General features: G+C 45.2%; 18 protein-coding genes. 10 read left to right on the top strand and 8 right to left on the bottom strand.

The window, feature by feature from the left end:
• Nucleotides 1-138 precede the first annotated feature (138 nt).
• Nucleotides 139-2,100: an alpha-1,4-glucan--maltose-1-phosphate maltosyltransferase gene (locus RIG66_RS09560; RefSeq protein WP_446377424.1), complete on the bottom strand. Its 1,962-nt coding sequence runs from the start codon at nucleotides 2,098-2,100 to the stop codon at nucleotides 139-141.
• A 794-nt stretch (nucleotides 2,101-2,894) separates the two neighbouring features.
• On the opposite strand from RIG66_RS09560, the gene RIG66_RS09555 reads away from it, so the two are divergent.
• From RIG66_RS09555 to RIG66_RS09525, 7 genes are all read left to right on the top strand, one after another.
• A complete protein-coding gene (locus RIG66_RS09555) occupies nucleotides 2,895-3,512 on the top strand; it encodes a helix-turn-helix domain-containing protein (protein ID WP_446377422.1) in 618 nt (205 codons plus the stop codon).
• 14 nt (nucleotides 3,513-3,526) lie between these two features.
• On the top strand, nucleotides 3,527-6,235 hold the full coding sequence (locus RIG66_RS09550; protein ID WP_446377420.1) for a peptidase domain-containing ABC transporter: 2,709 nt from the start codon (nucleotides 3,527-3,529) through the stop codon (nucleotides 6,233-6,235).
• Nucleotides 6,236-6,358: 123 nt separating this feature from the next.
• Nucleotides 6,359-7,870, top strand: a complete 1,512-nt coding sequence (locus RIG66_RS09545) for an HlyD family efflux transporter periplasmic adaptor subunit (RefSeq protein WP_446377418.1) — start codon at nucleotides 6,359-6,361, stop codon at nucleotides 7,868-7,870.
• Between the two features lie 142 nt (nucleotides 7,871-8,012).
• Nucleotides 8,013-8,756, top strand: a complete 744-nt coding sequence (locus RIG66_RS09540) for a peptidylprolyl isomerase (protein ID WP_446377416.1) — start codon at nucleotides 8,013-8,015, stop codon at nucleotides 8,754-8,756.
• 71 nt (nucleotides 8,757-8,827) lie between these two features.
• Nucleotides 8,828-8,959 (top strand): hypothetical protein, encoded by a 132-nt coding sequence (locus RIG66_RS09535; RefSeq protein WP_446377414.1) that lies wholly within the window; start codon nucleotides 8,828-8,830, stop codon nucleotides 8,957-8,959.
• A gap of 320 nt (nucleotides 8,960-9,279) precedes the next feature.
• Nucleotides 9,280-9,870: a DUF6932 family protein gene (locus RIG66_RS09530; protein ID WP_446377412.1), complete on the top strand. Its 591-nt coding sequence runs from the start codon at nucleotides 9,280-9,282 to the stop codon at nucleotides 9,868-9,870.
• Nucleotides 9,867-10,385 carry a hypothetical protein gene (locus RIG66_RS09525; RefSeq protein ID WP_446377410.1) on the top strand — a complete coding sequence of 173 codons (519 nt, stop codon included), beginning with the start codon at nucleotides 9,867-9,869 and terminating at the stop codon, nucleotides 10,383-10,385. Before RIG66_RS09530 ends, RIG66_RS09525 begins: the two co-directional genes overlap by 4 nt.
• A gap of 117 nt (nucleotides 10,386-10,502) precedes the next feature.
• Here RIG66_RS09525 and RIG66_RS09520 read toward each other — a convergent pair whose 3' ends face one another.
• The 7 genes from RIG66_RS09520 to RIG66_RS09490 all read right to left on the bottom strand — a co-directional run bounded on the left by RIG66_RS09520 (nucleotide 10,503) and on the right by RIG66_RS09490 (nucleotide 15,830).
• Entirely contained in the window at nucleotides 10,503-10,679 is a 177-nt protein-coding gene (locus RIG66_RS09520; protein WP_446377408.1) for a hypothetical protein, read from the bottom strand.
• 51 nt (nucleotides 10,680-10,730) lie between these two features.
• Entirely contained in the window at nucleotides 10,731-10,961 is a 231-nt protein-coding gene (locus RIG66_RS09515) for a hypothetical protein (protein WP_446377406.1), read from the bottom strand.
• Between the two features lie 66 nt (nucleotides 10,962-11,027).
• Nucleotides 11,028-11,204, bottom strand: coding sequence for a hypothetical protein (locus tag RIG66_RS09510; protein WP_446377404.1), 177 nt, complete (start codon nucleotides 11,202-11,204; stop codon nucleotides 11,028-11,030).
• Nucleotides 11,205-11,531: 327 nt separating this feature from the next.
• On the bottom strand, nucleotides 11,532-12,281 hold the full coding sequence (locus RIG66_RS09505) for a peptidylprolyl isomerase (RefSeq protein ID WP_446377402.1): 750 nt from the start codon (nucleotides 12,279-12,281) through the stop codon (nucleotides 11,532-11,534).
• A gap of 155 nt (nucleotides 12,282-12,436) precedes the next feature.
• The gene (locus RIG66_RS09500; protein ID WP_446377400.1) at nucleotides 12,437-13,441 is read right to left on the bottom strand and encodes an aldo/keto reductase; all 1,005 of its coding nucleotides are present in this window, start codon (nucleotides 13,439-13,441) and stop codon (nucleotides 12,437-12,439) included.
• A 66-nt stretch (nucleotides 13,442-13,507) separates the two neighbouring features.
• Complete coding sequence (locus tag RIG66_RS09495; protein WP_446377398.1) at nucleotides 13,508-14,611, bottom strand: T3SS effector HopA1 family protein; 1,104 nt, start codon at nucleotides 14,609-14,611, stop codon at nucleotides 13,508-13,510.
• 58 nt (nucleotides 14,612-14,669) lie between these two features.
• Nucleotides 14,670-15,830, bottom strand: a complete 1,161-nt coding sequence (locus RIG66_RS09490; RefSeq protein ID WP_446377396.1) for a phosphotransferase family protein — start codon at nucleotides 15,828-15,830, stop codon at nucleotides 14,670-14,672.
• Between the two features lie 560 nt (nucleotides 15,831-16,390).
• On the opposite strand from RIG66_RS09490, the gene RIG66_RS09485 reads away from it, so the two are divergent.
• The 3 genes from RIG66_RS09485 to RIG66_RS09475 all read left to right on the top strand — a co-directional run bounded on the left by RIG66_RS09485 (nucleotide 16,391) and on the right by RIG66_RS09475 (nucleotide 23,270).
• Nucleotides 16,391-16,519 carry a hypothetical protein gene (locus RIG66_RS09485; RefSeq protein ID WP_446377394.1) on the top strand — a complete coding sequence of 43 codons (129 nt, stop codon included), beginning with the start codon at nucleotides 16,391-16,393 and terminating at the stop codon, nucleotides 16,517-16,519.
• A 203-nt stretch (nucleotides 16,520-16,722) separates the two neighbouring features.
• Entirely contained in the window at nucleotides 16,723-19,098 is a 2,376-nt protein-coding gene (locus tag RIG66_RS09480) for a M10 family metallopeptidase C-terminal domain-containing protein (RefSeq protein ID WP_446377392.1), read from the top strand.
• Nucleotides 19,099-19,544: 446 nt separating this feature from the next.
• A complete protein-coding gene (locus RIG66_RS09475; protein WP_446377390.1) occupies nucleotides 19,545-23,270 on the top strand; it encodes a two-partner secretion domain-containing protein in 3,726 nt (1,241 codons plus the stop codon).
• Nucleotides 23,271-23,368 lie beyond the last annotated feature (98 nt).

The raw sequence follows: 23,368 nt of genomic DNA, 5'->3' as shown, positions 1-23,368 counted from the left end.
GGAACAGGGAACAGGGAACAGGGAACAGGGAACAGGGAACAGGGAATAGGTAAGGTAGAGTTTTGAGTTAACTTACTCATCTCCCTCATCTCCCTCATCTTCCCCATCTCCCTCATCTTCCCCATCTCTCCCATCTTCCTATTGCCTTACCCAGAAAACATGGGCTGGAATACCCTGAGGATTAAGTTCCACATAGTTATGTCCGCCAAACCAAGTGTAGTGGGTATCACTGAGTAGATCATGGAGATAGTATTCCCGATAGGGGTCAATCCCTAAGGATTCTAAGGGCAAGTCAATGAAGCCTGCTTGCATCCACTGAGGGTCAAAACTGACCACCATTAGCATCACATCCTTGCAATCATCAGTCTGTTTGCTGTAACAAATAATATGGTGATTATCCGTGTGATGAAACCGCAAACTGCCGTTACTTTGCAACGCGGGATGTTCCCGACGGGCAAAATTGATCCGGGTAATCAAGTCTTTGATTGTATACGGACTATCTAAATCCCATTCCCGAATCTGATATTTCTCTGAGTGTAAGTACTCTTCACTACCGGGTTTCAGCGCCCGATTTTCGCAGACTTCAAACGCGGGTCCATAAATCCCATAGTTTGCCGTTAAACTTGCTGCCAGCACTAAGCGAATAATACAGGCAGGGCGTCCCCCATGCTGAATAAACTCATGCAAAATATCCGGGGTATTGGGCCAAAAGTTGGGGCGAAAGATGTCATAAGCAGGGGTTTGGGTGAGTTCGGTGAGATATTGGGTCATTTCCCACTTACTATTACGCCAAGTGAAGTAGGTATAGGATTGGGTAAATCCTAACTTGGCGAGGCGATACATCACCTTGGGACGGGTAAAGGATTCCGAGAGGTAAATTAAATCGGGATAGGTTTGTCTCAAATCCGCAATTACCCATTCCCAAAAGTCGAATGCCTTGGTATGAGGGTTATCGACTCGGAAAATCCGCACGCCTTTTTCAATCCAAAAAAGCATGACACTCCGCAGTTCTTGCCACAGATTTTGCCAGTCTGGGGTTTCAAAGTCAATCGGATAAATATCCTGATATTTTTTCGGCGGATTCTCGGCGTATTGAATCGTCCCATCAGGGCGGCTACGGAACCATTGGGGATTTTCTTTGACGTAGGGGTGATCGGGAGAACATTGGAAGGCTAAGTCTAGGGCAATTTCAATCCCATGTTCAGCGGCTTTGGCAACAAACTCCTCAAAGTCAGCCATGGTTCCTAACTGAGGATGAACCGCCTTGTGTCCGCCTTCGGCTGCACCAATACCCCAGGGTACACCTACATCGTCAGGTTCGGCGACATTGGTGTTATTTTTGCCTTTGCGAAATTGCTTACCAATGGGATGAATTGGGGGTAAATACAGGACATCAAACCCCATGCTGGCAATATAGGGTAAGCGGGCTTGGGCATCTTTGAATGTGCCATGTTTGCCCGGTTCACCACAGGAACGGGGAAACATTTCGTACCAGGTGCTAAACCTTGCCCGTTCTCGGTCTACGGTAATTCTCAGTTCTTTGTGGTAGGTGCTGGCAAATTTGCGATCGGGGTATTTTGCCATCAGTTGCGCCAGTTCCGGGGAAATGGCTTTATCCCCTAAAATTGGTTGGGCGACATCTTGCGATCGCAGTGTCGAGACCCAGGTTTTTAACTGTGCCGCATCATCCCCACTGGCACGTTTCACCGCGTCTTCGATTAAGTTTGCCCCAATCAGCAAGTCAACGGACACATCTTGTTCGGCTGCCAATTTCTTGGTCATGTCCCGTTGCCAGGATTTAAAATGGTCAGCCCAGCCCATAATGGTATAGACATAATCCCCCATCTCTGATACAGTAAATTCTCCCTGCCAGCGATCGTTCACCGTTGGCGTCAGGGGAACCTCAAACCAGGTTTGGGATTTTTGGGGACGGTATAAAATGACACCCGATACGGCATCATGACTGTCACAGAACATATCCACTTCCACATGGACTCGTTCCCCAACCGTCCGCTTGATGGCAAAACGACCCCCATCGATTTGGGGCAACACACCCTCTATTTGAACTCGTCTCCGACCTTCCTCTGGTAATGGCAGCATGATCAACACGTCCTTTAGCTTTTGCTTCTAAAACAGTCGCAGGTGCCCCTTACTGTCATACCGCTTTATCCTTCAGCCCTTACTGCTGTTCCTCTGACTCTGGCTAAGGAACTGAAGTTGGTGTAACTACCTAAATGTAAAGCGTTTCAATAAACCTGTCCGACTGCTACATTAGTTAACTTTACGAATTAATGTCAAGATTTCTATGCAAAATGTTAATAAATGAGACTATAGTCGAAAAGCTTACAGCCAGTAGACTACAGGAAACGGTCAATCGACGCATCTGACCCAGGGAAGAGTTATTTTTTTTCAGAAATAATATTGGCACAGTCACGGGGTTCATGCTTGATGGTTTATGGCGATGAACTCGGTTGGTATAGCAGTACTCCCTTCCCACTATAAGACTAGGTAATGTTAATGGCTGAAATCCTTATCAGTGCTAGATTTTAGTTCCATAGTTTTATGCCGGAATGGGAGTAAGTAGGTAGGGGCTGCTGAATAAGTTTTGTGGTGGGGAGAGGCAATAGGCAATAGGCAATGGTGGTAAGTGAGGTCTCTCAGATCCCCGACTTCTCCGAGAAGTCGGGGATCTTGCTTGGGTTTAGCTCACTTTGTATATAAACCACAACCCTTGCTATAAAAGCATTTGGCGACAAAACCCCAAACTGTGCATTTTTTGTCTTGACAGAGAACCTCCGTCTGTTTTATATATAGTTTTATACAAAGTGATTTATTTAAAAAAAAGGGATAATCCTTGTGATAAATCCCTGCCCATCCCCAACGCAAGTATAGAAATGTCCAGCCACCAATCCCCACCCAACCTGGGTCAACGCCGCACCTTGCGTAAATCGGACGCTGAATACCTGACCCCCTTTCAGCGCAAACGACTGCAAAAAAATCTGCAAGAGGATTTATCGCCAAAATATCGCCAGCGCATCCAAATCATGCTGTTAGCCGACGAGGGTAAAACCCAAGCCCAAATTTGTCAGGCGTTGAACTGTTCCCCCATCACCGCCCGACATTGGATGCTAATTGCCCGTAGTGGCGAGGCGCATCATTGGCAATCCCATCCGATTGGACGCCCTAAAGCGGTGAATGATGAGTATCTGCAACGCTTACAAGAATTAGTCACTCAGAGTCCCCGAGATATTGGCTATTCCTTTCGCAACTGGACCGCCCAGAAGTTAAGCAAACACCTGGCTACAGAATTTGGCATAGAAGTTAGCGATCGCCATATTAATCGATTATTGAAAAAAATGGGACTCTCGACTCGCCCCAAACCCCCTCAACCCGACACTTCCCCTGATGCAGAGGAGGATTCAGATAAGCGAATTGTGATTAGCAACCTCACCCCCAACCATACCCCGAAAACCCAGGATGTCTGGCAATTTAATCCGATTAACATGAGTTGAGGTGCAAACCCATTATGGTACAAACTCCACCCCGAATTTCCCGTCAACACCTTAGTGATTGTCTCGGACATGATTTTAGCGAATCGCAATTCAGCAATTGTCTGAAACAGATCAAAATTCTCGAACCCAAACTCGGTCAATTTTGGCAATCGGATCAATCTGAAGCCGGAATTTACCTGATTACTACCGGGAAAGTTAGACTCATTGACGCCAACGGTGAACTGATTACCACGCTGAAACCTGGAGACACCTTTGGCGAAGTCACCTTTTTTCCCGATGAACCCTTTCAACCCTACTCCGCTAGGGCATCCCGTCATCTCCAATTATCCTACATTCCCCCAACCCTCCTCTTTTCCCTCGTCCAAAACCATCCTCATATTCGGGATCATTTGTATCATCGGGCAAAGGTGAGGAATTCCCAGTTTAGTTCCGGGGATAATTTAGCCGTAACCCCAGTTATTCCAGAGGACACGGACACCCCAGAGGAATTAACAAACGGGCAGCAAACCATCAGTAAAGCCGACTTTCCCAATCCTACCCAGAAAGTCGGTCATCTCTGGCAGCGGATCACGCGCCGCTATCCTTTTTATGCCCAACAAAGTGCCTCAGATTGTGGGGCAGCTTGTTTGGTGATGGTGGGTCGGTATTGGGGAAAAAAATTAAGTGTGAATCGCCTCAGAGATATCGCCAATGTTGACCGCAACGGTGCATCTCTACGGGGACTATCCGCCGCCGCTGAAAGTATTGGCTTTTCCACGCGACCCGTAAAAGCTAGTTTAGACCAACTCGCCCAACAACCGCTGCCAGCAATTGTTCACTGGGACGGAAATCATTATATCGTTGTCTATGAAATTACAGCAACTCAGGTGATTGTCGCCGACCCAGCTATTGGTCAACGCAGTCTGACTCCGGAGGAATTTAATGCCAGTTGGACAAGTTATTCCCTCCTCTTACAACCCACCACCTTATTACAGGAAACCGAGGAGACGACGACTCCCTTCTGGCAATTCTTTGAGTTAGTTAAACCCCACGGATTTGTCCTCCTGGAAGTCTTCATTGCTTCCCTGCTGATTCAAATCTTTGGATTAATTACGCCCCTATTCACCCAACTCCTATTAGACCGAGTAGTTGTCCAAGGAAGCAACCTCACTTTAACCGCTGTTGGTTTAGGAATGCTAATTTTTGGTCTGTTCCGCGTCGCTATGACTGGATTGCGGCAATACTTATTAGACCATACCGCGAATAAGGTGAACTTAGCCCTAATTGTCGGCTTTATTCGCCATACCTTCCGCCTCCCCCTTTCCTTCTTTGAGTCCCGTTATGTGGGGGATATTATGTCGCGGGTGCAAGAAAACCAGAAAATTCAGCGTTTTCTTACCGGGGAAGCCCTCTCCATTTTACTCGACTTACTCACGGTCTTTGTGTATGTGGGGTTAATGTTTTGGTATAGCTGGGAAATGGCGCTTTTGGCATTAGTCATCGTCCCGCCCTTTGTTCTACTTGCCCTAATTGCCACCCCGTTCCTGCGCCGCATTTCCAGAGAAATATTTAATGCCTTTGCGGTGGAAAATAGTTATCTAATTGAATCCCTCACCGGGGTTCGCACGGTCAAATCTATGGCGGTGGAACAAACCGTGCGTTGGCGCTGGGAGGAACATTTGCTGCAATCGGTGAAAAAGATGTTTTCGGGGCAGATTATTAGCAACCGCCTGCAAATTTTTAGCTCAACTCTAGAAACCGTGGTGACAACAGGACTACTCTGGTTTGGTGCCTGGTTAGTGATTCAAAATGAACTGACGATTGGACAATTAGTGGCATTTAATATGTTAATTGGCAACGTAATTACGCCCTTTGAACGATTAACCGTACTCTGGAATCAGTTACAGGAAGTGATTATTGCCGTTGAACGAATTAATGATGTCATTGATACCGAACCGGAAGAAAATTTACAGGCATCAGTGCGGCAAGGTTTACCTGACTTAAAGGGAGAGATTCAGTTTGATCAGGTGACGTTCCGGTATCACCCCGAAAGCGATATTAATGTCCTAGAAAACTTGAGTTTTACCGTCCAACCCGGTCAAACCGTCGCCCTAGTTGGACGCAGTGGTTCGGGGAAAACCACGATATCCAAGTTAATTTTAGGACTGTATCCGGCGACGGATGGCAAGGTGTTAATTGATGGGCAAGATATCACCAGTTTATCCCTACAATCCCTGCGCCAACAAATCGGCGTTGTAGACCAAGATACCTTCTTATTTGGTAGCACGATTCGGGAGAATATTAGCATTGGTCATCCCTCAGCCACCCTGGACGAAATCATCACCGCCGCCCAACAAGCTGGGGCGGATGAGTTCATCAAAAAGCTACCCATGGGGTATGAAACCCAGATAGGAGAAGGGGGCGGAATGTTATCAGGAGGACAGAGACAACGACTCGCGATCGCGCGGGCGTTATTAGGCAATCCCCGCTTACTTATTTTAGATGAAGCCACGTCTCATTTAGATGCTGAATCTGAACGGATTATTCAGACCAATTTCAACACAATTCTCCAAGGACGAACCACGTTAATTATTGCCCACCGCCTGTCTACGGTTCGCAAAGCGGATTTAATTCTTGTGTTGGATAAAGGAGTTTTAGTCGAAAGTGGCACTCATCAGCAATTAATGGCAAAACGCGGTCATTATTATTACCTAAACCAGCAACAAATGGATCGGACAGAATGATTGTTGATTGTTCATTGTTGATTGTTCATTGGTAATTCTCTCCCCCATCTTCCCCATCTTCCCCATCTCCCTCATCTTCCCCATCTCCCTCATCTTCCTCATCTCTCTCATTCCTCATCTATCATGAATTCCAACCACACTCCCACCCCTCTGCGAACCTCTGCGCCCACCTCTGCGAACCTCTGCGTTTCCCAAAAAAATCCCCCCTCTGACTGGTCCTATGCTACAAAAGAACTGCTGGATACCTTACCCCAAGTTTGGACGCGGGGGCTGTTATATTTCTTAATTTTGTTTGCCGCGATCGCACTTCCTTGGGCAATGTTAACTGAAGTCGAAGAAACCGGAAGTGCCAGAGGGCGATTAGAACCCAAAGAACCCACCGTTAAACTGGAATCCTCTGTCGGCGGTACAATTATCAACCTCCCCGTTACTGAAGGAAACCGCGTCAAAACTGGACAAACATTACTCGCCCTCGAATCCGACATCGTGCGGTCAGGAATTGAGCAACTTCGTAGTCAATTAGACGGTCAAAAAAATCGCCTCAATCAGTTAGCTGTCCTCAAAAATCAGTTAGACCTTGCCCTCCATACCCAGCAGCGGCAGAACCAATCCCAAGAACTAGAAAAACAGTCTCAAATTGAACAAGCCCGACAAAACTTTAATGCCCTTGAGAGTACCTACACCCTGGAAAAAGCGGAAAAACTGGCTCAAGTGAACCAGGCAAAACAAGCCATTGCCTCCAGTCAAGCTGCTTACAATCAAGCCCAAGTTAATTTAATTGAGGCAAAAGATAAAGTTCAGCGATACCGTAAAGCCTTTGAAGCCGGAGCTATTTCTACTGACCGCTTTACTGAATCACAAAACCTGGTCAAAGTCAACACAGAACGCTTAGTTCAAGCCGAATCCGACATCTCCCAAGCCCGGTTACGGCTCAAAGAACAACAAGGCAGTTATGACCGAATTCTCCATCAAACTCAAGCCGAAATTGAGCAGGCAAAACTACGCTTACAGGAGCAACAAAAAAGCTATGATACCTTAGTTCATTCCGGTAAACTAGCGGTTTTGAGAATACAGGAACAACTCAAGAACCTAGAAACTCAGATGACCACACTCCAAGCTGAAATCAAGCAAAGCGAAAGCCAAATTGCTGCCAAAGACATTGAACTCAAGCAGCGAGTCTTCAAAGCACCAGAAAGCGGCACCGTCTTTGGTTTACCGGATAAAGGAGTCGGGGCGGTGGTACAACCCGGAGAATTAATTGCCGAGATTGCGCCCCAGGGTTCCACCTTAATTCTTAAAGCCCAAATGCCCACGGCTGAAAGTGGGGCGTTACAGGAAGGAATGGAAGTTAAGCTCAAATTTGATGCCTATCCATTCCAGGATTATGGTGTGGTGGAGGGCAAATTGATTCGCAAATCGCCTACCTCTAAAGTCACCGAAACCGCCCAGGGTCAAGTGACCAATTTTGAGTTAGAAATTGAGCTAAATCAGAGCTGTATCTCCACTAAAAGTCAATGTTTAGAGTTGAAACCAGGGGATACAGCCACGGCTGAAGTTATCGTGCGGCGGCGGAAAATAATTGACTTTATTCTTGACCCATTTAAGAAGTTACAAAAAGGAGGATTAGAACTTTGACGTTCGTTCGCTCGCTCGCTCGTTCGTAGTAGGCGCTTTAGTGCCATAAAACCTAGGTTCGTAGTAGGCACTTTAGTGCCATAAAACCTAAACCCCCAGCCATTTACATCCAAAAAACTCTAATTATTTAGGAAAAAAAATCATGTCACAAGCCATCACAATTACCAACCAAGACATCCTGCATCACCTCAAACTCGCTTGTCAGATTCCCACAATTATCGAAGGAATCATCACCCGCAAAGTTATTAACTCAGCGGCGACTGAAGCCAGTATCCAAGTTGAAATTGCCGAATTACAACAAGCAGCCGATCAAATGCGGTTCATGAATAAACTGCTCAATGCAGATGACACCTGGGCGTGGCTGCAAAAATTCGCCCTTTCTTTAGATGATTTTGAAGAGATGGTTTATATCAATGTCCTTTCCGCGAAATTAGCCCAGCATTTGTTTGGCGATAAAGTAGAACCCTGGTTTTATGAACATCAATTAGACTATGCAGCAGCGGTAATGTATGAAGTGGTTTTAGATGATGAAGATTTAGCCATAGAGTTGTTTTATGAACTTCAGGAAGCGGAAACCAGTTTTGCGGAGATGGCTCAAGAGTATATTCAGGAGAAAGAATTACGGCGCAAGGGAGGATATTTAGGATTGGTTAAACGCCAACAGATGAAACCAGAGATTTCGGCGAAAGTGTTTGCGGCAACGCCAGGGGAGGTGTTGAAGCCAATTGTCACATCTAAGGGGGTGCATTTGATTAAAGTGGAGGAGATTATTCAGCCGGATTTGGATGACAAGCTGCGTTATCAGATTCTTTCGGAGTTGTTTGAAGGGTGGTTAAAGCGACAGGTTGAGGAGGTGGAGGTGGTGACGGCTATGGGCGAATCTTAGGCGTTTGTATTTGGGTGTAATTGGGATAATGTAGGGGCACGACAGTGTCGTGCCCTGATTTCGTAGGAAGAATGTCAGAAGTTAAAAATTACATCTTGCATCAGTCTCACCAACCGCCTTGGGTTTTAACCCAAGGAACCAATAGCGAAAGTCGTCTAAAGACGACTGCATCTCTAGTTTTAGTCCATTTTAATGGACTTTAGCTTTTAGCCAAGCACTTGAGTGCTTGGCGGGTGTTGGGGCTTACTGACAAAGGTGTAAGCTATCAGTTAAAACTATAACAACGCTACCTTTCTGGATTTTCTAGCCGTCATTGATGCTTTAGGGATTCAGTTGCAATCAGGTAGGTTTTGTGCATCATTGGATGAGTTTTACCAAGAGCGTTTGGCTGTCGCTCGACAGTCTGATAATTTCGGCGATCAAATTCCTACCTCTTCATAATAATTGCATCTGATTTGATAACTCTCTTTTCCTTTAGCATTGTAGAGACGTAGCATGCTACGTCTCTACAAATTGGGGCGTTTTGATAGATAATGATAACTTTATTCTTATCCGTTTTGTAACAATAAGGTATCCTTACATTAGATTTTTAAAGCTTTGTATAATATTACCGACACAATGGTATGCTTTGAACTCAGTTAATGAGTTGTGTTTACATACTATAGAAATGATACCCCCTTTTGATGAAAACGGTAACCTGCCACCAGGAATACACTGGGCTGAGTGGTCAGAATTTGAAGAGCGATATGGCATTACCCCTAAACGAGTCCGTATGATTCAAGGACTGCTTCTGGCAATGGAACAATTAAAAGCCGCTGGCTGTTGTGCTATCTATATTAATGGGAGCTTTGTTACCAGCGAACCCAACCCGAATGACTTTGATGCCTGTTGGGATAGAGAAGAGGTTGATATCGATTATTTGAGAACCCATGCGCCAACCTTACTCAATTTTTACGACCGTGACATGCAAAAGGCTAAGTATAGGGGTGATATTTTACCATCCGATCAGCTAATTAGTGATGAGGGTACAATGTCAATAGAGTTTTTTCAGCGTGATCGAGGTGAAAATCCAAAAGGAATCGTTGCTATTGATTTACGAAGGTGGGAACCATGATTAAGAACGAACACGAGTATCAGGTAACAAAAAAATGGGCAGAGAAATTTGCGCGATCCATCGTAACCGTGCGTCAAAATGAAGAAAAGAGACAGAACGATCCCGATGGATGGCAACTCCTCCAAGACTCTTACCACAGTCAGCTAAAGACTCTTCAGGATGAACTTGCCGAATATGAAACCCTAATTTCCCATGATCCGAATCAGCCAGTCATTCTTGATCTTGATGACATCAACAAACTATCAACGCTTTTAATTAAAGCCAGAATTGCTTTTAAACTGACACAAAAGGAACTGGCAGATTTGTGCGATCGCACGGAAGACCAAATCAAAGCTTATGAAGAGGAAAACTATAACAATGCTACCTTTCTGGATTTTCTAGCTGTCATTGATGCTTTAGGGATTCAGTTGCAATCAGGTAGGTTTTGCGCCTCATTAGATGAGTTTTACAAAGAGCGTTTGGCTGTCGCTCGACAGTCTGATAGTTTCGGCGATCAAATTCTTACCTCTTCATAATAATTGCATCTAATCTGATCACCCTCTTTTCCTTTACCATTGTAGAGACGTAGCATGCTACGTCTCTACAAATTGGGGCGTGTTGATTACCACAAACCTTAAGGATTGCGGTGAAGTTTAAGCTATTAATCTGGGTGTTAGTTTGGTCACAAAGCTAACTGCCTTCCAATACCAAGTTCCTCCTCCAACAGTTAAATTCATTTCGTCATCTGTTATCTCATTGAGATAGCTCTCCGAATCGTGAAACAGTTCACCACCCGTCTGGTGCAGGTTAGAGATTTTAATCGTAGCCATTGGCTAACTTCCTCCAATTGTAGTTTTCGTTTGATCGATCAATACCTTAGGCTATGGGTAACATACATTACCATTCTTGTGTTCTTGACGACGCCGTGCATCCCGCCCAAGTTGATAGCTAAATTGAGCGATAGCAGTGATAGCAGCCATTGAGCAAATTACAGAAGAACCACCATGAGTTAAGTTAAGTTCTTCATTTGTCAATTCATTAAGATAGCTTTCTGAATCTAATAATAGCTCAGAACCAGCCGGATTCAAATCAGAAATTTTGAGACTACTCATTGAACAGTTTATCCTCCAAACAAAGTTTACGTGAGTTTAATTGCGTCTATTAGTGCTAGACTGAATTTAACAGCCCTGTTGGTAGCCGTAGTAGTAGCTTGCCGCTAAAATTGCAAAAGTAATAATGATCCCTCCTTTAGTTTTGTTCATGTCTTCATCCGTTAATTCATTCAAGTAACTTTCGCTATCAATGAACAGATCGGAACCAGTCATATTTAAACTGGTAATTTTGATTGAAGCCATTAGTTGATTACTTCGCATTTGTTGCCTTCAAATAAAAGATAAAACACCTACCTAAAAAAAACAAGGTATTTAGCGATGATAAAAAGACATAAAAATAATTATTTTTATACACAATTATTCAAAAGGATGCTTGTATATTTAAATTGACCGTAAATAAACAGACATAATTGATCATATTTAAATTTTAAAAAGTATGATGTGGCAGCTTATCATTTTATTGACCGACATACAAAATACCAGCCTCTGAACGAATTAGAGACTGGCATTCAGTTTTAATAGTTATTCTGGAACTCTGAGTTCAAAAGCTAGACTATCTCATTGATGCACTTAGGCATGAGGATTAGACTGATATCCCGCCTGTAACCAACCCTGAAACAGAGACTCCAACACCTGTTCCCTGACTTCAGCCAACTCCGCCGGAAACCACTTCTCAACTCGAAGAATGTGATACCCTAACTTCGTTTGAACCGGATCAAGTACCTCACCCTCCACAGCCTCAGAGACAGCCTGGGCAATCTCCGGTAGCAATTCTGCCAAAAATCGCACCCCGACAAAACCGCCATTTTCCTGAGACTGCTTCCCCTTCGAGTGTTCCAACGCTAAGACACAAAACGACACCTTCCCCTCACGAAGCGCCTGGGTAATTTTCACCGCCTCTGTCAAATCCCGTACCAGAATCTGAGACAGCGCCACCCGTTTATAATTGTCGCGATCGCTCATATAATGACTATCAATCGCCTCACCAAACAGATGTTCCTTCAACTTCTGCCTCAGCAGCGATATCCGCACTCCCTGAGACCAATCTTCCACAGAAATGCGCTGCTGTGCTAACCAGGCTAAGGTTTCCGATGTTCCCAGCAGTTTGTTCTCCTGGCGAAATGCATCCCCCGCCGCTTGTAACTCTTCCTCAGATACCGTAATCCCTAATTGCTGACAAACCGCCACAATTAACGCATTCTGTTCCGCCGCTGCTGCAATTTCGGCGATGTGGTAAGAATGGCGTAAATAGGCAAGGATATCTTTATCTGTTGCTGGAGTAACTTCGGGTAATGTGAATTGTTCGAGTGTTTCTGGCATGATTTTCCTCGGTAATAACAATGTTTAATTGCGTTTTTGACCAAGGGCGGGTTTTGTGGAAAGGTTATCGGGAGATCCCCCAATTAAACGGCTAAACCCGCCCCTACAATTGACTCTGTACAGACATTCCGACGGAACATCTCTACTGGGTAAACTTAATCTCGATAAATCAAGCGTTCTGGTGAAATATCGGAGATAGAAAGCCGATGGCGATGTAAATCCCCATAAAGATTGAGATAATCAATTTCTTCAGGGGTTAACTTGCCCTTTTGCACACCGGATATCGCCGCATCAACTTCCTCCCGACACCGCAATCCGGTCAAACAAACATCAACACAGTTCTGACTCAACGAATAGCGATATAAATCGGGTACAGACGGTTGCCAACATCCTTCCGGTAACCCCGCAGGCACATCCCAAAGCGCACCAGAATGAGACCCGGTAGACTTAAAGGTAACAACGCCTGGACGGTTACGATCTCGGATATCTAAGCGATTAAAGACCTGATTTTGGGCAGAACGGTGTGCCAGATTATGTCTCACCATGACGACATCTAATAAGGGACTCGTTGACCACTGTTGCGCCAGGTTCATATCGTGGAAGGATGCGCCAATATACCGCACCGCCCCCATTTTCTTCAGCCGTTCCGATGTGCCGAAAAATCGTTCAATTGTGCGCTGATAAACGGAATTTTTACCCCGTAAATCGGGGGAAAGCTGCAAGCAATCTTTAAACGATTGCCCATCATTCGCACCAATCCATCCCCAGAACAATACATCGATATAGTCGATTTTCAGTTCCACAAACTGATCCAATAAAGCCGCCAGTGCGACTTCGGGATTCTTCATATATGTCACTGTTGCCAGTACCACGTTCTCCCGCACTGATGATTTTCGCCCACATAATTGATGCAAAGCATCCGCCATGGAACTATAAATATGGTGGTGTAAGTCGCTGGAGTAGAAAAAGTAGTTAATTCCTTGGTCAAAGGCGTAGAGTGTATCCTGGCTCGAAATTCCACCACCCCCACCTAATCCTAAACAACTAACGGTTAAATCAGTCCGTCCTAAGGGGCGGTAAAATGAAAAGTCAGATTCGGGAAAATCAGGAATTTTAACGGCGGGTTTGATAACTGAGGGAGCAATGTCTGTGATTTGCATGATGTTAAGAGGAATGGCGCTAGTTTGTAGTAAGCGCTGTCTTCGCTTATGGCACTAAAGTGCCTACTACGAACCCAGGAAAGAGGTATAATTATCGTCTGAATTGGCATTGAGATAGGCACGGTTGATGTCAATTCCAAACAGAGAAAACTGTTGGAGAATTGCCTGCATCCGCCCGTCTGGGGAGTTATCGCCGTTTTGCCAAGCTTCTAGTAACCCATTGGTAACCAGTTGACAGCGGTTCATGCCAAAACTTTCTTGTGTGCCAAACTTGGTATCGGGTTCTTCAGCTAACCCTAATCCGGGGGCGAGGACTTTGGTAAATAGGGGAACTTGTGGTTTAAAATGGGCTTGATTTTCCGCATAGATAACCTGAAGCACTTGGCGAACCGTGGGGTAATTGGATTTATCGAAGTAGAAAACCCCTGAATCGTAACGTCCGTAGTCGGCGGGGTTATACAGGACTTTAAAGGTAAAGGGTAGGTTGATCGCGTTAAACTTCTGGGTTAGGCTATCCATGACAGAAACCGCCCCGTCTGGGGTGAGGTTAAAGTAAATTCGCACGGTTTCTGAGGGATGATCTATGGTGGGTTCACTCTGGGTTCCGGCGTTACTCACTGCCATGTAAAATCCGTTTTGGATCAGGTTTTTGGGCATCCGAATCGCTACGGTATCCCCAATAGCGGCTGGTTGGTTGGGGTGGAGATGGCGTTGGGGTTTAATATGCAGCTTTAAACTGCCTTTGCTGACGACAATTGTGTTATCGGTTTCCTGTTTGAGAACAAACCAACCGGGGTCAAAGTAACCGGTTCCCTGATTGTGATCGTGCAACTGTTGATAGAAGTTTAAGTCTAATCCTAAAAGGGTATTGTTTTCTAGGTCGAGGGGTAAGGCTGAGTTATCGGTATTCAGGGCGAGGCTCCTTTCTAGGGATTGATTATAGTAGATCCCATAGAGAAAGCCACGCAGTTGCAGACTCCAGTAGCGTTGTTGGATGTCTGAGGGCATTTTCTGGAGACGGTTAATTATTTCTTCGGGGAGTTCAAAGGGTTTGTAGTTGGGATGATGGATGGAAAAGTTGGCTTGGAGTTCTATGGTGTTGGCGATGTCTTGTAAGGTGTTGAGGAGGGAATTGGTGGGTTGTTGGGTGGGGATGTTTAGGAGTTGCATGATTTTATTTTTTTAACGCAGAGAACAAGACTTACTTTTCACGGGATCTAGAAAACCTCTATCCAAACCTCTCTCCTGCGAGGAGAGAGGCTTTGAATTCTCCCCCTTCCATGCCGAAAATAGTGGGAATAGATTGTTGGGGACGACAGAGTAAGGTTTTGGCAACTTGCAGCATGGCGATTCCTGAGTTTCCAAAGGATTTCTGATACTGAATCATTGCCTGAATTTGTTGAATTAAGGCTAAACCTGCAAATTGGATGATTTGGAGTAAGAGGGTGGGGCGGTGTGTTAAAATTTCCGGGAAGCTGTGGAAATAGGCTTGGGTTAAGCTGGCAATTGAGGGTTGCAGTTGGTCGAGGGGAGTTGTGGCTAACCGCAAGGATTCTTCGATACTCAGGGCGTTGCTAATCACCAAACTATCCAGCCAAATTTGGATATAGCTAGCGATGAGAGTGCCTAAATCAAAGGCTGGATCTCCCCAATGAGAACGTTCCCAGTCAATCAATCGTACACTGCGATCGCGCGATTGTTCCCAGTGGTTGGAAAGCAGGATATTATTGAGTTTCAGGTCATTGTGGGTGAGACAACTGGGGGTGACGGTTTTGCCTAATTCTGCGATCGCGTTTCCTAAACTGTCGTATCGTTGATAGAGGGCAAAGAATTTGAGTCCATCCACGGGAACCAGCCCAAAGATGTCTGGAGTGATTCGTTCTAATCCGCCAATCAGGTTGGGTACAGTTGCGGGGAGAGAGTGAGACTGTTGTGAGAAAAAGTGCCGATAGTCGTCCCGGTTAAACGTGGCGCGATGAATAGCCGCCAGGGTGGTGCCAATAGACGATGCGATCGCACTCGGGAAGATTGTCTCTTCGGTGTAGAATTCCATTACGTCGCGGTACTCGTCTAAGTAGCGGAATATGATGATTGATTCCCCTGGATCAAAATGCAGTACCTGGGGTAGATAGGGGTGAAGGGTAGCGAGTTCAGGAAAGTGCTGTAAAAATTCCTGAATGCGCCATTCTTGCCCAAATTCTCCGGCTGTTTTCCCGTCCTGATTATACCGTTCTTGCTTAACTAAGAGTTTTTTCCCGTCGGGTAAGGTGACTAAGAGGTTAAAGTTTTTCGCCGCAACGGGTTTAATAATGAGCTGATTTTGGTTTTCTGGGGGACATAGCCCCAGTCGGATTAAATAGTTGGGGAGGTTAATTGAGCTTAATTGCATCGTTGAATCAGTCTGAATTAGATGAGTTCAGGGGTTGTCTTAGGTTTCATTTTATTTTCAATTCCGGGTTTGTGAAGGGTTGGCGGATGAATTAATTGGCGTAAACTTATAAAATTTTGTCTTTTGCCAGAATCCAGCGATGTCGCCACAAATCCATAAACAGCGCCGGAACGCCAGCCGATGAAGGGGGTACCAGAGTTGCCTTTGGAGAAGCCATCTGTTCTTTAATTTAAAAAATTATGTCTGATTAACTGCTGCGTTATCGGCAAATAGAATTAGCGCTTGACTTTTGCGGTCATTTCAGGTACTTTTATACCATGGAAAAATGTGCCGTCCTATAGACCCCAATTCACCGTAATTTATCATACCCCGTAGGGTGGGTTAGGCGGTACTCAATTGACAAAACAAACCATTTAATTAAATAAATATCCGGCGTAACCCACCGAGTTATCCTTTGCAACGGGTGAACTAACGATGAAGGTTTCTCAACACAAGTAATGGATTTCCCCTGAACGATAGGGGAGCGAGTCGATAAAATTAATGGATTTCCCCTGAAGATAGTGCAGCGACTTGCCCCTACAGGGTTAAAGAATTACAGGATTCCAGCGTTTAGGCTATTGGGGCGCGATCGCACGCCAACACTAATCTGTATCCCAGAGGCAACGGATTATGTCATTTCATCAGCCTAACCGAAAATATTGCCAACAAGTCAGTCAAACTGCATAAGTCCAACTGAACCAGAGATATAAAGATTTGGGTAGCGACAGTCAGACAATTTGAATGACGAAGAATCATAGATTACCCAACTTGCCGAGTTTAGAGCTTAAGCGCTCAACGTTTAGTTCCGAATCATTAGCAACATTACGCAACAATTCTTGAGAGGATAAAAACCATGTCTGTGAATATTAAGGCTTTGTTGTCTGGACATAAGTGGAACAGTAGCACGATTACTTACAGCTTCTTTGATGGTGGGTCGTATTACGGGAATGGAACTATCTCGGAGCTGAGTAATCCCATAAAAAACACAGTCCGAAATATCCTGGAAAACTATATCGAACCGCTGATTAATGTCAATTTTGTTGAAGTGTCAGATGCCGGAAATAACTATGGGCAAATCCGTTATATGTTTTCCAGTGAAGCCGATTATGCCCATGCTTATTACCCATCGAGTTCAGCGATTGACGGTGATGTGCATTTGAATCCTGCCCAGGATCACAGCTCTAATACTAACGGTTTTCGGGGCGGTCTAGGGACTCATGGTTTCATGTCGCTGATTCACGAAACCTTACATGCCCTTGGTTTGAAACACCCTGGCAACTATGGTGACTCAGATACTGCTCCATTCCTACCTTATGGCGAGGATAACACCACCAATACGGTGATGACGTATAACTTTACTGGCAACTCAGCCGCCACTCCCATGCCGTTCGATATCAAGGCATTGCAGCATCTGTATGGCGCTAGGAGTCATAACGCCGGAAATACAACCTACTCCTTCGACACAGTGTATGGCTATTCAGATGGCCGTCAATATCGGGGTAGTGCAACCACACCCATGAAGTTAAGCATTTGGGATAGTGGGGGTACCGATACCTTGAATTTCTCCCGTCTGGCGTTTAGTACTTCGGGCTATCGCTTCGACTTGAAGGAAGGGGGGATGCTAACTAGTCAGAATGCCTATAATGCCACATCCTATAGGACTGAAGATCGTCGGGATACCACAAACAAACTCTACTATACCTCTAGATTCGGAACTGCGATCGCGTATGATGCCATCATTGAAAATGCGATCGGTAGTTCGAGTAATGACAAGATTTATGGTAATAGTTCCAAAAATGTTCTGCGTGGTGCCCAGGGAAATGACTATCTCAGTGGCAGTGGTGGCAATGATTACCTGTACGGTAATAGTGGCAAGGATACCCTGGGTGGGGGTTCGAGAAATGACTATCTCAGTGGTGGCACAGGAAATGACCAGATGTATGGCAGTACGGGAAATGATACCCTCATTGGTGGTGCGGGTAACGACTATCTCAATGGTGGCACAGGAAATGACCAGATGTATGGCGGTACAGGAAATGACCGCTTCGTAGTCAATAGCACTGGCGATGTAGTTACTGAATACACCAATCAGGGAATTGATCGAGTCTCTTCTTCCATCAGTTATAGCTTGGGAGACAATCTAGAGAACTTAACCCTGACTGGTCGTGCTTACTACGGCTACGGCAATAGCCTCAACAATAGTATCAGTGGTAATAGTTCCAATAACTACCTGTGGAGTAGTTCCGGTGATGATTATCTGTATGGTAATGCTGGAAATGACACTCTTGGTGGTAGTTCGGGTAACGACTATCTTGATGGTGGTACAGGAAGTGACTGGATATATGGCAGTACGGGAAAAGATACTCTCACTGGTGGAGATGGTAACGACTATCTCAATGGTGGCGCAGGAAATGACCAGATGTATGGTAATGCTGGAAATGACACTCTTAGTGGTGGTTCGGGTAACGACTATCTTGATGGTGGCACAGGAAATGACCAGATGTATGGCGGTACAGGAAATGACCGCTTCGAAGTCAATAGCACTGGCGATGGGGTTACTGAATACGCTAATCAGGGAATTGATCGAGTCTCTTCTTCTGTCAGTTATAGCTTGGGGAACAATCTAGAGAACTTAACCCTGACTGGTAGCGCTTACTACGGCTACGGCAATAGCCTCAACAATAGTATCAGTGGTAATAGTTCCAATAACTACCTGTGGGGCAGTTCCGGCAATGATTACCTGTATGGTAATGCTGGTAACGATTATCTATCGGGTGGCACAGGAAATGACCGCATGTATGGAAGTACAGGTGACGATACCCTCGCTGGTAGTTCTGGTAACGACTACTTATCCGGCTGGTCAGGCAACGATACGCTAGTCGGTGGCTTTGGTAATGATACCCTAACGGGTGGGTCTGATGCTGATAAATTTGCCTTCAATTTCCGCAGCGAAGGAATTGACACCATTACTGACTTTAGCCGAGTCCAGGGCGATAAGATTCAGGTGTCTGCCAGTGGCTTTGGCGGTGGACTCAACTTGGGTATCCTAGATTCCAATTACTTTACCATTGGTTCTGCGGCATCTGATACGAGCGATCGCTTTATTTATAACTCTTTTACAGGAGGGCTGTTCTTTGATGTGGATGGTACGGGTATATCGGGACAAGTGCAGTTCGCTACCCTCTCTTCTGGACTGAATTTGACGAGCAATGACTTTGTTGTTGTTTAGAAACTCGGGTTGGAAATTTGAGCGATAGCGCCGAGATGATCATTTTCAACTGTAGGTATTTCGGCGCTTATTTCCTCACTGCCCCTTGTCCTCCTCTAATTACTCAAAAAATAGAGTCAATGCTTGACTTTTTTGGTAATTTTAGGTAGCTTTATATCATGGAAAAATGTGCCGTCCTATAGACCCAGATCAACCGGAATCCGTAGGGTGGGTTAGGCGGTAATAAATAGACAAAACAAACCCTTGAATTAACTATCCGCCGTAACCCACCGAGTTATCCTTAGCAACAGGTGAACCAATGATGAGGGCGAGTCGATAAAATTAATGGATTTCCCGGTAACGATAGCGAGGGCGCAAGCCTTTGCGCCCCTACAAACAGGACACAGGACACAATAAAATAAATATCAGGTTGGGAATTACCTAAATTTCAAATCTAAGAGGGTGCTATGATGACTATCAATCAAGGCTTAAAGCGTTTAGGATATTGGAGTGCGATCGCTCCCCTCCTCTTCATCCCCTGTAACCCTGTCCTCGCCCAGATTACACCCGATTCCACATTAGGCGCTGAAGGTTCCTCAATCCTACCCAATGGGGTGGTTATCGATGGAGTAACCGCCGATTTAATTCAGGATGGCGCTAGCCGAGGTTCCGCCTTATTTCATAGTTTTTTAGAATTTAATATTAACGAAGGACAACGGGTTTATTTTGCCAACCCTGACGGAATTGAAGCCATTTTTAGTCGCGTCACCGGAACTGATCCCTCTGACATTTTGGGGACATTAGGCGTCAACGGTGCGGCTGATTTATTTTTGATCAATCCTAATGGAATACTCTTTGGCGAAAATGCTCAATTAGACATCCGGGGTTCCTTTGTCGGGAGTACCGCCAATGGGGTGGTATTTGAGAATGGCACTATCTTTAGTGCGACTAATCCAGAAGCACCGCCATTGTTAACCATTAATGTGCCTTTGGGGTTGCAATATGGAAATCAGAATCCAGCCGCGATTACTAATTCTGGAAGTCTAGAAGTTGGGGAAGATTTAACTTTAGTTGGCGGAACAATTAGCAGTATCGGACAATTAGCCGCGCCCGCCGGACATTTGGAGATAGCCGCCGTAAATGGGGATGCAACGGTGCGGGATGGGTTGGCGCAGTCGGCTGTTTTATTGGCGAATAATAACTTAATTTTAGAGGAGAGTCAGTTAGTCACGGCTGGGGATTTAATCCTGTTGGCGGGGGATACGGTGCGGGTGCGGGATAGTGTAGAGAATCCGTTTATTGCCCATGCAGGGGGGAATCTTTATATTCAAGGAAATCAAAGCATTGATATTTTGGCATTGAATCATCCAGGAACGCCGTTTCAAAGTGGTAGGGATTTGAGTTTAATTAGTGATGGGGTCATTTCAGGGGATGCTCATTTTGCCAGTGGGGGTCAGTTTGCAATTCTGAATTTAGCGGGAGAACCGGGGAATTTTATCAGTTTATATGACCCGATTATTAGTTCCGAAGGGGATGTGGTTTTGGGGGATTATACAGGAGTTTCGCTGAAGGTTGAGGCAAGAGGAAGTATCACAACAGGAAATATTCGGATTACGGGTGAAGATACGACATTGAAACCTGAAGACTATCCGAACGATCCAGATGTCGATACGTTGATAAGTCGTCCTGCTTTAATTTTACGAGCCGGGGTAGATGAGTTAAAACATCCGCCAACGACATTGATTCCTGTTTATAGTGATGATTTTGAAACCGAAATTTCTGATGTATGGTCAAATACATCAACGGATATCACACCGAAAGGAAACCGTAGATTTTTGGGACGATTTAGCGGCAACGATGCTGCGACTTTGACACTCGATAATCTGCCACCACACAGCCAAGCCACAGTGTCTTTCGATCTATTTCTTATCCAATCATGGGATGGTAACGCCGAAGTTTGTTGTGATGGTTTGATAATTGGACCGGACATTTGGGAGTTAAGTATTACTGGTGGTCAAACGCTATTACACACAACATTTGGCAATCCTGAACCAAACTTTCCGCGTGATCAAGCCTATCCTGGTGAGTTTCCCGGTGGTCAATATCCTGGCGGAACAGGATCTGTCAAGGATGAACTCGGATATTTTTCAATTGATTCAGTTTATCGATTTAGCTTTCCTTTTCTTCATAATAATGATGTACTTCAGCTCAACTTTGCGTCTGCTCTTCCAGGATACACAGGTATTCAGGATGAGAGTTGGGGAATAGATAATGTGAGGGTTTCAGTGCAGCCAATAGTCACCTCTTCTACAGAAATATCACCTGGAACCATTACAGCAGAAAATCTTACCACTCCAGGGGGACCCGTTATTTTAGATGCAAGTAGTAATATCACAATCAACGGCTTAATTAAAACAAATGGCGGAACTCTTACGCTGGAAAGTGGTGGTGTAATTGATACTACCGCAGGGGATCTCGACGCCTTCTCTGGTACTAATGGAGGAGACATTACTCTCGAAGCTGATGGTAATATCAAAGTAGGTAATATTACCTCTTCTGGTGATGCATTCGGGGGCAATATCAACATTACCAGCCGTGATGGAGTCATTTCTATAGATGGTAACACACTCGTCCGCAGCGATACCTTTGTTTCAGGTAGAGGAGGAGATGTTAACCTATCCGCTCGGTCAATATTTATCACCAATGGCGCTGGCATCATTACTGGAACAGATAAAGTAGGTCAAGGTGGGAATCTAACAGTAAATGCCCAAGAATCTGTTGAAATTATTGGAACGTCAAATGACGAAAATCTATCTCTGAGTACCTTATCCACCGCTACCGCAGGAACTGAACCTGCTGGGGATTTAACCATCAAAACAGGACGATTAATTGTCCGAGATGGGGGAGTGATTTCGGCTTCAACGGCTGGTGCAGGTGATGGGGGGAATTTGATTGTAAATGCTTCTGAGTTTATTGAATTAAGCGGTACAGCACCTGATGGATTTCCCAGTGGACTTTCTACAGATACGATTAGTAGTGGTAATGCGGGAGACTTAATTATTGAGCGAGGACGCTTAATTGTGCGAGATGGTGCCGCCGTATCCGTTTCCACATTTGCTGACGGTGAGAGTGGTAATTTAATCATCCGTGATTCGGAATCCATTGAACTGAGTGGAACTTCACGAGAAGGATTTCCCAGTGGGTTGTATGCTCAAGCATTTGGGGATGGGGATGCAGGAAATTTAACCATAAATCATACCCAAAATTTGAGCGTTCGGGATGGGGCAAAAATAACCGTAGCGGCGGGTAATGCGGTAGATAATAGAATTCCTACTGGGCGTTTGGATAGAGCGAAAACCGATGAAATTGCCGATATAACTGGTGCGTCTGATATATCGATTAGTCCCCAAGCAACAGGGAATGCAGGAAACATACAAATCACAGCCGACAATATCTTTCTGGAAAACCAAGGATTAATTATTGCTGAAACGGAATCAACTGAGGGTGGCAATATTACCCTCAACGTTAACGATATACTACTCCTGCGCCATAACAGTTCAATTTCCACCACCGCCGGAACTGCCCAAGCTGGCGGAAATGGGGGCAATATCCGGATTAATTCTCCCTTTATTGTCGGTCTTCCCTGGGAAAATAGCGATATTACCGCCAACGCCTTCTTGGGTAATGGAGGGAGAGTTGATATCACCGCCAACAAAATTTATGGACTCGAATTTCGCCCTCGCCTGACGCCCCTTTCTGATATTACCGCCAGTTCCGAATTTGGCGAACAAGGAGTTGTGGAACTCAACACCTTAGAAATTGACCCCAACGCTGGATTAGTTCAATTACCTCCCCCAGCTTCTCCCCCAGAGTTTGTCAATTTCTGTCAAGGGCGTTCTGACCAAACTCCCAGCCATTTTATCATCAGTGGACGCGGCGGAGTTCCGCCCACAATTTCTCAAGTAACGGGAACATATAACGTGTGGGAAGATTTACGTCCATTGACTCCCAGTAGTGATAACTCTCCGGCAAAAATTGAACCCGTAAGCCAGAGGAGTTCAAGGACAATAATTGAAGCACAAGGCTGGATAAAGTTACCCGATGTAACAATAGTTCTCTCCGCCCAAGCGCCTAATGTTACGCCTATTACGGGTTGGGAAAATCCGATAGATTGTCAGAGTGCTGTTGAGTGATGATTAACCCGTAGGGGCGCACCGACGTGCTTGGGTGTCAACTTAAGCCACATTACCCACGATAGGATACTGGGTGTGGGGTATGGGGTGTGGGGTGT

The organism is Coleofasciculus sp. E2-BRE-01, from assembly GCF_040221695.1.
Lineage (GTDB): Bacteria > Cyanobacteriota > Cyanobacteriia > Cyanobacteriales > Coleofasciculaceae > Coleofasciculus.
Note: the sequence above shows the minus strand (reverse complement) of the source record. Positions and strands in the feature narration are given on the sequence as shown.

Excerpts from the sequence above, each read along its gene's own strand:
- RIG66_RS09560 (WP_446377424.1), bottom strand. The coding sequence starts at position 2,100 with ATGCTGCCATTACCAGAGGAAGGTCGGAGACGAGTTCAAATAGAGGGT.
- RIG66_RS09555 (WP_446377422.1), top strand. The coding sequence starts at position 2,895 with ATGTCCAGCCACCAATCCCCACCCAACCTGGGTCAACGCCGCACCTTG.
- RIG66_RS09550 (WP_446377420.1), top strand. The coding sequence starts at position 3,527 with ATGGTACAAACTCCACCCCGAATTTCCCGTCAACACCTTAGTGATTGT.
- RIG66_RS09545 (WP_446377418.1), top strand. The coding sequence starts at position 6,359 with ATGAATTCCAACCACACTCCCACCCCTCTGCGAACCTCTGCGCCCACC.
- RIG66_RS09540 (WP_446377416.1), top strand. The coding sequence starts at position 8,013 with ATGTCACAAGCCATCACAATTACCAACCAAGACATCCTGCATCACCTC.
- RIG66_RS09535 (WP_446377414.1), top strand. The coding sequence starts at position 8,828 with ATGTCAGAAGTTAAAAATTACATCTTGCATCAGTCTCACCAACCGCCT.
- RIG66_RS09525 (WP_446377410.1), top strand. The coding sequence starts at position 9,867 with ATGATTAAGAACGAACACGAGTATCAGGTAACAAAAAAATGGGCAGAG.
- RIG66_RS09520 (WP_446377408.1), bottom strand. The coding sequence starts at position 10,679 with ATGGCTACGATTAAAATCTCTAACCTGCACCAGACGGGTGGTGAACTG.
- RIG66_RS09515 (WP_446377406.1), bottom strand. The coding sequence starts at position 10,961 with ATGAGTAGTCTCAAAATTTCTGATTTGAATCCGGCTGGTTCTGAGCTA.
- RIG66_RS09510 (WP_446377404.1), bottom strand. The coding sequence starts at position 11,204 with ATGGCTTCAATCAAAATTACCAGTTTAAATATGACTGGTTCCGATCTG.
- RIG66_RS09505 (WP_446377402.1), bottom strand. The coding sequence starts at position 12,281 with ATGCCAGAAACACTCGAACAATTCACATTACCCGAAGTTACTCCAGCA.
- RIG66_RS09500 (WP_446377400.1), bottom strand. The coding sequence starts at position 13,441 with ATGCAAATCACAGACATTGCTCCCTCAGTTATCAAACCCGCCGTTAAA.
- RIG66_RS09495 (WP_446377398.1), bottom strand. The coding sequence starts at position 14,611 with ATGCAACTCCTAAACATCCCCACCCAACAACCCACCAATTCCCTCCTC.
- RIG66_RS09490 (WP_446377396.1), bottom strand. The coding sequence starts at position 15,830 with ATGCAATTAAGCTCAATTAACCTCCCCAACTATTTAATCCGACTGGGG.
- RIG66_RS09480 (WP_446377392.1), top strand. The coding sequence starts at position 16,723 with ATGTCTGTGAATATTAAGGCTTTGTTGTCTGGACATAAGTGGAACAGT.
- RIG66_RS09475 (WP_446377390.1), top strand. The coding sequence starts at position 19,545 with ATGATGACTATCAATCAAGGCTTAAAGCGTTTAGGATATTGGAGTGCG.